Below are 8838 nucleotides of genomic sequence, written 5' to 3'. Positions count from 1 at the left end.
GGCCTGTACCGCGACCCGAAGACGCTGACCGCCGTCGAGTACTACTTCAAGATGCCCGGCGGCATGGAGGAGCGCGATGCGATCGTGGTCGACCCGATGCTGGCGACCGGCAACTCGGCCGTGGCGGCGGTCGAGCGGCTCAAGGAGCTGAACCCGAAGTCGATCAAGTTCGTCTGCCTGCTGACCTGCCCCGAGGGTGTCAAGACGATGCAGGCGGCCCACCCCGACGTGCCGATCTACACCGCCGCCATCGACCGCGAACTCAACAGCCACGGCTACATCCTGCCCGGGCTCGGCGACGCCGGGGACCGGATCTTCGGCACGAAGTGACGCTCGCCCCCAGGTTGCCCGGCACTTCGTGTCCGGGCGCCCACCCCCTGCCGGGGGCAACACCAGCAGCCCGGCGAAGCCGGTTCCGCGGTGTCTCACGAACAGACGGGACGCGTGTYGGTGGTTGGATCTCTTATCAACTCGAGGAGAAGTGCAGTGAAATTTCGCCGTCAAATGATCATTCGTTCGGTCGCCATCGCCGCCGCGCTGGCGGCGGGGGCGCCGGGGCTGGCGCTCGCGCAGGCCAAGCTCAAGGTGGCGGCGGTGTACACCGTGCCGTTCGAGCAGCAATGGGTGGGGCGCATCCACAAGGCGCTCAAGGCGGCCGAGGCGCGCGGCGAGATCGAATACACGGCGACCGAGAACGTCGCCAACGCCGACTACGAGCGGGTCATGCGCGAGTACGCCACGGCCGGCAACCAGCTGATCCTGGGCGAGGTCTTCGGTGTCGAGGCCGCGGCCCGGAAGGTGGCCAAGGACTTTCCCAAGACCGCCTTCCTGATGGGCTCCTCGCTGAAGCCGCAGGCGCCGAATTTCGCTGTCTTCGACAACTACATCCAGGAGCCGGCCTACCTCTCCGGCATGGTCGCGGGCGGCATGACCAAGACCAACAAGATTGGCATGGTCGGCGGCTTCCCGATCCCCGAGGTCAATCGGCTGATGAACGCCTTCATGGCCGGCGCCAGGGAGACCAATCCGAAGGTCGAGTTCAGCGTCAGCTTCATCAACAGCTGGTTCGATCCGCCGAAGGCCAAGGAAGCGGCCTTCGCGATGATCGACAAGGGCGCCGACGTGATGTATGCCGAGCGCTTCGGCGTCAGCGATGCGGCCAAGGAGAAGGGCAAGCTCGCGATCGGCAACGTGATCAACACCCAGGACAAGTACCCCGACACCGTGGTCGCGTCGGCGCTCTGGAACTTCGAGCCTTCGGCCGACCGCGCGATCAAGCTCGTGAAGGAAGGCAAGTTCGCGGCCGAGGACTACGGCCCCTATTCGATGATGAAGTACAAGGGCTCCGAACTCGCGCCGCTCGGCACCTTCGAGACCAAGGTGCCGGCCGACATCGTCGCCAAGGTCAAGACCAAGCAGGCCGACATCCTGGCCGGCAAGACCACCGTCAAGGTGGACGACAGCCAGCCCAAGTCGACCGCCAAGTGAAGGGGCGCTGGAAGTAGCCCGCTTGTCCGCCGTTCTCGCGCTTCGCGGCATCACCAAGCGTTTCGGGGCGCTGGTGGCCAACGACGCCATCTCGCTCGACCTGCAGGCCGGCGAAGTACTCGCGCTGCTGGGCGAGAACGGTGCCGGCAAGTCGACGCTGATGTCGATCCTGTTCGGCCACTACGTGGCCGACGAAGGCAGCATCGAAGTGTTCGGCCGGCCGCTGGCGCCGGGCAATCCGAAGGCGGCACTGGCGGCCGGCATCGGCATGGTGCACCAGCACTTCACGCTGGCCGACAACCTCAGCGTGCTCGACAACGTGCTGATGGGCACCGAGCCGCTCTGGCAGCCTTTTTCGCGGCGCACCGCGGCGCGCGCCAAGCTGCTGGACGTGGCGCAACGCTTTGGCCTGGCGGTGCAGCCGGACGCGATGGTCGGCAGCCTGTCGGTCGGCGAGCGCCAGCGGGTCGAGATCCTCAAGGCACTGGTCCGCGATGCGCGCATCCTGATCCTCGACGAGCCGACGGCCGTGCTGACGCCGCAGGAGAGCGAGGCCCTGTTCGACACGCTGGGGCAGATGGTGGCCCAGGGCCTGTCGATCATCTTCATCAGCCACAAGCTGCCCGAGGTGCTGCGCGTGTCGCATCGCATCCTGGTGCTGCGCGGCGGCAAGCGGGTGGCCGAGGCGCGCGCCGGCGACACCACGCAAGCGCAGCTGGCGCTGTGGATGGTCGGCCATGCGATCGAGAACACGGTGCGCCGGCCGGCCCGCCAGATCGGCGATGCGGTCTGCGTGCTCGACCACGTGCGCACCGCGGGCAGCGGGCACGATCGCCTGCAGGACGTGAGCCTCACGCTGAAGGCCGGAGAGATCGTCGCGGTGGCGGGGGTCTCGGGCAATGGCCAGGTGGCGCTGGCCGAATTGCTGAGCGGCACGCGGCGTGCCATCGCGGGGACCGTTCGACTGATGGGCCGCGACCTGCCGCCCTCGCCCGCCCGCCTCGTGCAGCGCGGCGTGGCACGCATCCCGGAAGACCGGCACGCGGTCGGCGTCGTGGGCGACCTGCCCGTGTGGGAGAACGCGGTGTCCGAACGCCTGCGCAGCCGGGCATTCTCGCGCTGGCTCTGGGTCCGGCGCGGGGCGGCGAAGGCCCATGCGCGCACCGTCGAGAAGACCTATGACGTCCGCGGCGCGGGCCTCGAATCGCCGGCCCGCGCGCTGTCGGGCGGCAACATGCAGAAGCTGATCCTCGGCCGCGCGCTGATGGCGCCGGCGTCGGCCGCCGCGAAGCAGCGCACCCCGCGGCTGATCGTCGCCCACCAGCCGACCTGGGGCCTCGACATCAGCGCCGTCGCCTACGTGCAGCAGCAGTTGATCGCGGCCCGCGACGACGGTGCGGCGGTGCTGCTGATCTCCGATRATCTCGACGAGGTGCTGACCTTGGGAGACCGGGTCGCCGTCATGCACGGCGGCGAGCTCGGCGAACCCAGGCCGGCCGCGGCCTGGTCGCGCGAGGCGATCGGCCTCGCGATGGCAGGCTCATGAGGCTCGAGCGTCGCCACCGGACATCGCGCGCCGCGCTGGTTCTGGCGCCCTTCGGCGCCGTCGCCTTCACCCTGCTGGTGAGCGCCCTGCTGGTGCTCTGGGCAGGCGCGCCGGTCGGCCGCACCTATGCCCTGCTCCTTCAAGGCGGCTTCGGTTCCGTCTTCGCATTGAGCGAAACCCTGACCCGCGCCGTCCCGCTGATTCTCACCGGCCTGGCCGCCACAGTCGCCTTCAAGGCCCGGCTCTTCAACATCGGCGCCGAGGGCCAGTTGTATGCCGGCGCGTTGGCCGCGGTGGCGGTCGGCGGACTGCACGGCGGCACCGGCTTCGAGCTGCCGATTTGGCTGCTGTTCCCGCTGATGATGGCCGCCGCCGCGCTGGCCGGTGCGCTCTTGCTGCTCGGCCCGGCGCTGATGAAGAGCAAGCTCGGCGTCGACGAGGTCGTGACCACGCTGCTGATCAACTTCATCGTGCTGCTCGGCGTCTCGGCGATGCTCGATGGCCCGATGAAGGACCCGACCGCGATGGGCTGGCCGCAGAGCGTCTCGCTGCAGTCGGAGCTCGAACTCGACAAGCTGGTCGCGCAGACCCGCATCCACACCGGCTTGCTGTGGGCCGGCTGCTTGGCCGTCATGGTCTGGCTGCTGTTCAAGTACACCGTGATCGGCTTCGACATCCGCGCCGTCGGCGCGAACGCGCGCGCCGCCGCCTTCGCCGGGGTGCCGGTCACGCGCACCGTGGTCTGCGTCGCGCTGCTCTCGGGCGCCCTGGCCGGCCTCGCCGGTGCGATCGAGGTCGCCGGCCGCACCAGCTACGTCACGCTCGACATGTCGCCGGGCTACGGCTACAGCGGCATCGTGATCGCGATGCTCGCGGGCCTGCATCCGCTTGGCGTGCTGGCGGCGGGCGTGTTCGTGGCCGGCGTGCTGGTCGGTGCCGACACCATGAGCCGTGCGATCGGTGTCCCGACCTACATCGCCGACGTGATCGTCGCCGCCTCGCTGATCGCGGTGCTGGTTGCGACCCTGCTGACGCAGTACCGGATCCGCTGGAAATGAGCGACCTTCTCGACATCCTTTCGAACGCTTCCTTCTGGGTCGCGGTGCTGCGCATCGCGACGCCGCTGATCTTCGGCACCCTGGGCGTGCTGCTGTGCGAGCGCGCCGGCGTGCTGAACCTCGGCATCGAGGGCATCATGGTCGCCGGCGCCTTCGCCGGCTGGTTCGCGGTCTATGCCGGGGCGCCGCTGTGGATCGGGGTCGGCGTCGCGGCGCTGACGGGTGCCGTGTTCGGCCTGCTGCATGCCTTCCTGACGGTCGGCCTGGCGCTCTCGCAGCATGTGTCGGGGCTCGGCATCACGCTGCTCGCCACCGCGCTGAGCTACTACGGCTATCGGGTCAGCTTCCCAAAGGTCAACACGCCGCCGACCGTCACGCCTTTCGCGCCGATGGACTGGCTGCATGTTCCGGTCCTCGAGTCGCAGACCCCGCTCACGCTGCTGGCGCTGCTGCTGGTGCCGCTAGTCGCCTGGGGGTTGTACCGCACGCCCGCCGGCCTGGCGGTGCGGATGGTCGGCGAGAACCCGCAGGCGGCCGAGGGCCAGGGCGTGTCGGTCGCCGCCACGCGCACCGGCGCCATCGTCGCCGGCTCGGCGCTGATGGGCGTGGCCGGCTGCTTCCTCACGCTGTCCGCCTTCAACGCCTTCTTCTTCAACATGATCAACGGCCGCGGCTGGATCTGCGTGGCGCTGGTGGTGTTCGCGTCCTGGCGGCCCGGCAAGGCGCTGCTCGGCGCGCTGCTGTTCGCCTTCTTCGATGCGCTGCAATTGCGGCTGCAACAATCCGGCGATGCCGTCCTGCCCTATCAGCTCTACCTGATGCTGCCCTACCTGCTGTCGATCCTGGCGCTGGTGCTGGTGGCACGCAAGGCAAGCTATCCGCAGTCGCTGATGAAACCCTATCGAAAAGGAGAACGCTGATGCTCGATCTGCTGGTCCGGAACGCCTCGCTTCCCGACGGCCGCACCGGCATGTCGATCGCCGTGCAGGACGGGCGCATCACCGAAGTGACGGCGGGCCTCGATGCACCGGCCGCGCAGAAGCTCGATGCCGGCGGCCTGCTCGTCGCACCGCCCTTCGTCGATCCGCACTTCCACATGGACGCCACGCTGAGCTACGGCCTGCCGCGCGTCAACCAGAGTGGCACGCTGCTCGAGGGCATTGCGCTGTGGGGCGAACTCAAGCCGCTGCTCAAGGCCGATGTTCTGATCGAACGCGCGCTGGCCTACTGCGACTGGGCTGTGGCCAAGGGCCTGCTCGCCATCCGCAGCCACGTGGACACCAGCGACGCCAGCCTGCTCGCCGTCGACGCGCTGCTCGAGGTCAAGCGCCTCGTGGCGCCTTATCTCGACCTGCAGCTGGTCGCCTTTCCCCAGGACGGCGTGCTGCGCTCGCCCGGCGGCGCCGTCAACCTGAAGCGCGCGCTCGACAAGGGCGTCGACGTGGTCGGCGGCATCCCGCATTTCGAGCGCACGATGGCCGACGGCGCCGCCAGCGTGAAGCTGCTCTGCGAGATCGCGGCCGAGCGCGGCAAGCTGGTCGACATGCACTGCGACGAATCCGACGACCCGCTGTCGCGCCACATCGAGACCCTGGCCTTCGAGAGCCAACGGCTTGGGCTGCAGGGCCGGGTCACGGGTTCGCACTGCACCTCGATGCATTCGATGGACAACTACTATGTCAGCAAGCTGCTGCCGCTGATCGCCGAGAGCGGCGTCGCCGTGATCTCGAATCCACTGATCAACATCACGCTGCAGGGCCGCCACGACAGCTACCCCAAGCGCCGCGGCATGACCCGCGTGCCCGAGCTGATGGCCGCCGGCGTCACCGTCGCCTTCGGCCACGACTGCGTGATGGACCCCTGGTACGGCATGGGCTCGGGCGACATGCTGGAGGTCGCGCACATGGGCCTGCACGTGGCGCAGATGACCAGTCAGGCCGGCATTCGCCACTGCTTCGACGCCGTGACGGTCAACGCGGCCAAGGTGATGCACCTCGAAGGCCATGGGCTCGAAGCCGGCTGCGACGCGAGCTTCGTGCTGCTGCAGGCGCGTGATCCGGTGGAGGCGATCCGGCTGCGCGCGACGCGCCTCAAGGTCTATCGCAAGGGGCGGCTGCTGGCCGAGACGCCGGCCGCCACGGCAACGCTCCACGTGCCGGGCCGCGCGGGCGCGACCGCCTGGATGAACAGCAGGCCCTGAACCGCCTCAGGTCTTCAGTGCAACGCTGAAGCCGACCGTCGTCACGCCTCCGTCCGAGCGCGCGAACACGGTGCCGTCGTGCATGACCGCCACGGCCTTCACGATCGACAGGCCGAGCCCGTGGTTCTCACCGCTGTTGCGGCGGGAGATGTCGACGCGGTAGAAGCGGTCGAACAGCCGCGGCAGGTGCTCCGGCGCGATCGGTGCGCTGGGGTTCGAAAAGCTCACCACAGCCGAGCGCTCGTCGTGACCGATCCGCACAAGCACGCGGCTACCAGGCCGCGAATGCTGGATCGCGTTCTGCAGCAGGTTGGTCAGCGCGCGGCGAAACAGCGAGGTCTCGATCGGCGCCACCGCATCGCCCTCGACCTGCACCGACATGCCGGCCTCGTCGAGCAGCAGGTCGAGGAACTCCACCGTCTTGCCGACCTCCTGGGCAATCGACGAGGCAACCAGGCTGCGCGCTCGCACGCCCTGCTCGGCCCGCGCCAGAAACAGCATGTCGGCCACGATGGCACGCAGCCGCTCGAGCTCCTCGAGATTGGACTGCAGCACTTCGCGCAACTCGACGGCATCGCGTTCGCGGGCTAGCGCGACCTGAGTCTGGCCGATCAGGTTGGCCAGCGGCGTGCGCAATTCGTGCGCCACGTCGTCGCTGAAGGTCGCGAGCTGACGGTAGGCCGTGTCCAGCCGGTCCAGCGCGGCATTGAACGAGGTCCCGAGCTCGGCCAGCTCTCTCGGCAGCGCCGGCAGCTGCAGGCGCCGTGCCCGGTCGTCGGGCCCGATGCGCTGGGCCTCGCCCGACAGCCGTTGCAGTGGGCCGAGACCGATCCGCGCGATCCAGTAGCCGAGCGCCGCGGCCAGTGCGGTACCGCCCAGCGTCAACAACGCCACCGCGGTCTCGAAGGTGCGCATGGTGTGGCCGAAGGGCTCGGCATCCACGCCCGCGATGTAGCGCACCGCGGGCCGCAGGCCGTTGGCCGGCAGCTCGCCGCCGCGCACGCGCATCCGGGTCAGCCGCGGCGGCGCGCCGATCGGCAGTTCGACGCTGTCCCGCCCGGCGGCGAGCGCGGCCTCGACCAGCGTCAGGTCTTCGCCGTAACGAAAGGACGGGTCTTCGCTCCACAGCCATGAGCGGGCGCGCGGATCGGCCGCGCCTAGCGTGTCGAGCTTGTCACGGATGCGCTCGCCGAGGTTCTCGACTCGGCCATGCTGGAGCATGTAGGCCATGTCCTCGAGCCGATCGTCGATCTGCTGCGCCTGGTGGCGCGCGAGCTCGCCCGACAGCACATGGTGCAGCGCGCCGCCGAGCAGCGCGAGCGCCACCAGCGCGGCGGCGGCGAACATCAGGGCCAGCCTGATGGCGATCGAATTTCTCATTCCGGCTCCGGACCGCTGCGGTTCTCCAGCACGTAGCCCATGCCGCGGATGGTGTGCAGCAGGCTCTTGCCGAAGGGTGCATCGATCTTCGCGCGCAGGCGCTTGATCGCAACTTCGACCACGTTGGTGTTGCTGTCGAAATTCATGTCCCAGACCAGCTCCGCGATCACCGTCTTCGACAGGATCTCGCCCTGGCGCCGCGCCAGCACCGCCAGCAGCGCGAACTCCTTAGCCGTCAGGTCGATGCGCTGCTCCTGGCGGATCGCCTTGCGGCTCAGCAAGTCGACCCGCAGGTCGCCGACCCGCAGCAGCGTGGTCTCCTGGCTCCGGCCACGCCGGGTCAGCGCCTGCAGCCGGGCCAGCAGTTCGAGGAAGGAAAACGGCTTGACCAGGTAGTCGTCGGCGCCGTCCTGCAGCCCGCGCACCCGGTCGGCCACGCCGTCCCGGGCCGTCAGCATGATCACGGGCGTGTTCTTCACGCTGCGCAGCGACTTCAGCACCGTGAAGCCGTCCAGCCCGGGCAGCATCACGTCGAGCACGATCACGTCGAAGTCGTAGTGCAAGGCCAGGTGCTGGCCGTCGATGCCGTCGAAGGCGAGATCGACGGTGCAGCCCTGYTCGGTCAGCCCCTGGTACAGGTACTCGGCGGTCTTGCGCTCGTCCTCGACGATCAGGACTTTCATTCGATCAGCACTCCGCTCGGTGCCGGTGGCAGCCTGCGCTGCTGGCGCGCGGTCTTGCGCCGCACGTACCAGTGATGGGCGCGGTCCAGGTAGAGATAGATCACCGGCGTGGTGAAGAGGGTCAGCAACTGCGACAGGATCAGCCCGCCGACCATCGCGTAGCCCAGCGGCCGGCGCAGCTCGGAACCGGCGCCATGGCCCAGCATCAGTGGCAGCCCGCTCAGCAGCGCGCACATGGTGGTCATCATGATCGGGCGGAAGCGCAGGATGCAGGCCTCGAAGATCGCATCGCGCGGCGACATCCCGCGGTCGCGCTCGGCGTGCAGGGCGAAGTCCACAATCATGATGCCGTTCTTCTTCACGATCCCGATCAACAGAATGATCCCGATCAGCGCGATCACGCTGAGATCGTAACCGCCCGCCATCAGGATCAGCAGCGCGCCCACCCCGGCCGACGGCAGGGTCGACAGGATGGTCAACGGA

Annotated in this window: 9 protein-coding genes; 6 read left to right on the top strand and 3 right to left on the bottom strand. The window is 68.8% G+C overall.

Going from position 1 to position 8838, the window contains the following annotated elements:
- From upp to AC1DY5_RS31310, 6 genes are all read left to right on the top strand, one after another.
- On the top strand, nucleotides 1-330 hold a 330-nt coding region (gene upp / locus AC1DY5_RS31335; protein ID WP_478117804.1), incomplete at its 5' end, for a uracil phosphoribosyltransferase.
- Nucleotides 331-504: 174 nt separating this feature from the next.
- A complete protein-coding gene (locus AC1DY5_RS31330; protein ID WP_478117806.1) occupies nucleotides 505-1488 on the top strand; it encodes a BMP family protein in 984 nt (327 codons plus the stop codon).
- A 22-nt stretch (nucleotides 1489-1510) separates the two neighbouring features.
- Nucleotides 1511-3034 (top strand): ABC transporter ATP-binding protein, encoded by a 1524-nt coding sequence (locus AC1DY5_RS31325; RefSeq protein WP_478117802.1) that lies wholly within the window; start codon nucleotides 1511-1513, stop codon nucleotides 3032-3034.
- A complete protein-coding gene (locus AC1DY5_RS31320) occupies nucleotides 3031-4092 on the top strand; it encodes an ABC transporter permease (protein WP_478117800.1) in 1062 nt (353 codons plus the stop codon). The genes AC1DY5_RS31325 and AC1DY5_RS31320 overlap by 4 nt, the downstream gene beginning before the upstream one ends.
- Nucleotides 4089-5012 (top strand): ABC transporter permease, encoded by a 924-nt coding sequence (locus tag AC1DY5_RS31315; RefSeq protein WP_478117798.1) that lies wholly within the window; start codon nucleotides 4089-4091, stop codon nucleotides 5010-5012. Before AC1DY5_RS31320 ends, AC1DY5_RS31315 begins: the two co-directional genes overlap by 4 nt.
- Nucleotides 5012-6292, top strand: a complete 1281-nt coding sequence (locus AC1DY5_RS31310; protein WP_478117797.1) for an amidohydrolase family protein — start codon at nucleotides 5012-5014, stop codon at nucleotides 6290-6292. The genes AC1DY5_RS31315 and AC1DY5_RS31310 overlap by 1 nt, the downstream gene beginning before the upstream one ends.
- A 6-nt stretch (nucleotides 6293-6298) precedes the next feature.
- On the opposite strand, the gene AC1DY5_RS31305 is transcribed toward AC1DY5_RS31310, so the two are convergent.
- The 3 genes from AC1DY5_RS31305 to AC1DY5_RS31295 form a co-directional block, all read right to left on the bottom strand.
- Nucleotides 6299-7672 (bottom strand): heavy metal sensor histidine kinase, encoded by a 1374-nt coding sequence (locus tag AC1DY5_RS31305; protein WP_478117796.1) that lies wholly within the window; start codon nucleotides 7670-7672, stop codon nucleotides 6299-6301.
- On the bottom strand, nucleotides 7669-8355 hold the full coding sequence (locus AC1DY5_RS31300) for a heavy metal response regulator transcription factor (protein WP_478117794.1): 687 nt from the start codon (nucleotides 8353-8355) through the stop codon (nucleotides 7669-7671). The genes AC1DY5_RS31305 and AC1DY5_RS31300 overlap by 4 nt, the downstream gene beginning before the upstream one ends.
- Nucleotides 8352-8838 (bottom strand): efflux RND transporter permease subunit (locus tag AC1DY5_RS31295; protein ID WP_478117792.1); only part of this gene is annotated, 487 nt, incomplete at its 5' end. The genes AC1DY5_RS31295 and AC1DY5_RS31300, both read right to left, overlap by 4 nt.

The organism is Variovorax sp. P4_D9, assembly GCF_056401695.1.
Note: the sequence above shows the minus strand (reverse complement) of the source record. Positions and strands in the feature narration are given on the sequence as shown.

Excerpts from the sequence above, each read along its gene's own strand:
- AC1DY5_RS31330 (WP_478117806.1), top strand. The coding sequence starts at position 505 with ATGATCATTCGTTCGGTCGCCATCGCCGCCGCGCTGGCGGCGGGGGCG.
- AC1DY5_RS31320 (WP_478117800.1), top strand. The coding sequence starts at position 3,031 with ATGAGGCTCGAGCGTCGCCACCGGACATCGCGCGCCGCGCTGGTTCTG.
- AC1DY5_RS31315 (WP_478117798.1), top strand. The coding sequence starts at position 4,089 with ATGAGCGACCTTCTCGACATCCTTTCGAACGCTTCCTTCTGGGTCGCG.
- AC1DY5_RS31310 (WP_478117797.1), top strand. The coding sequence starts at position 5,012 with ATGCTCGATCTGCTGGTCCGGAACGCCTCGCTTCCCGACGGCCGCACC.
- AC1DY5_RS31305 (WP_478117796.1), bottom strand. The coding sequence starts at position 7,672 with ATGAGAAATTCGATCGCCATCAGGCTGGCCCTGATGTTCGCCGCCGCC.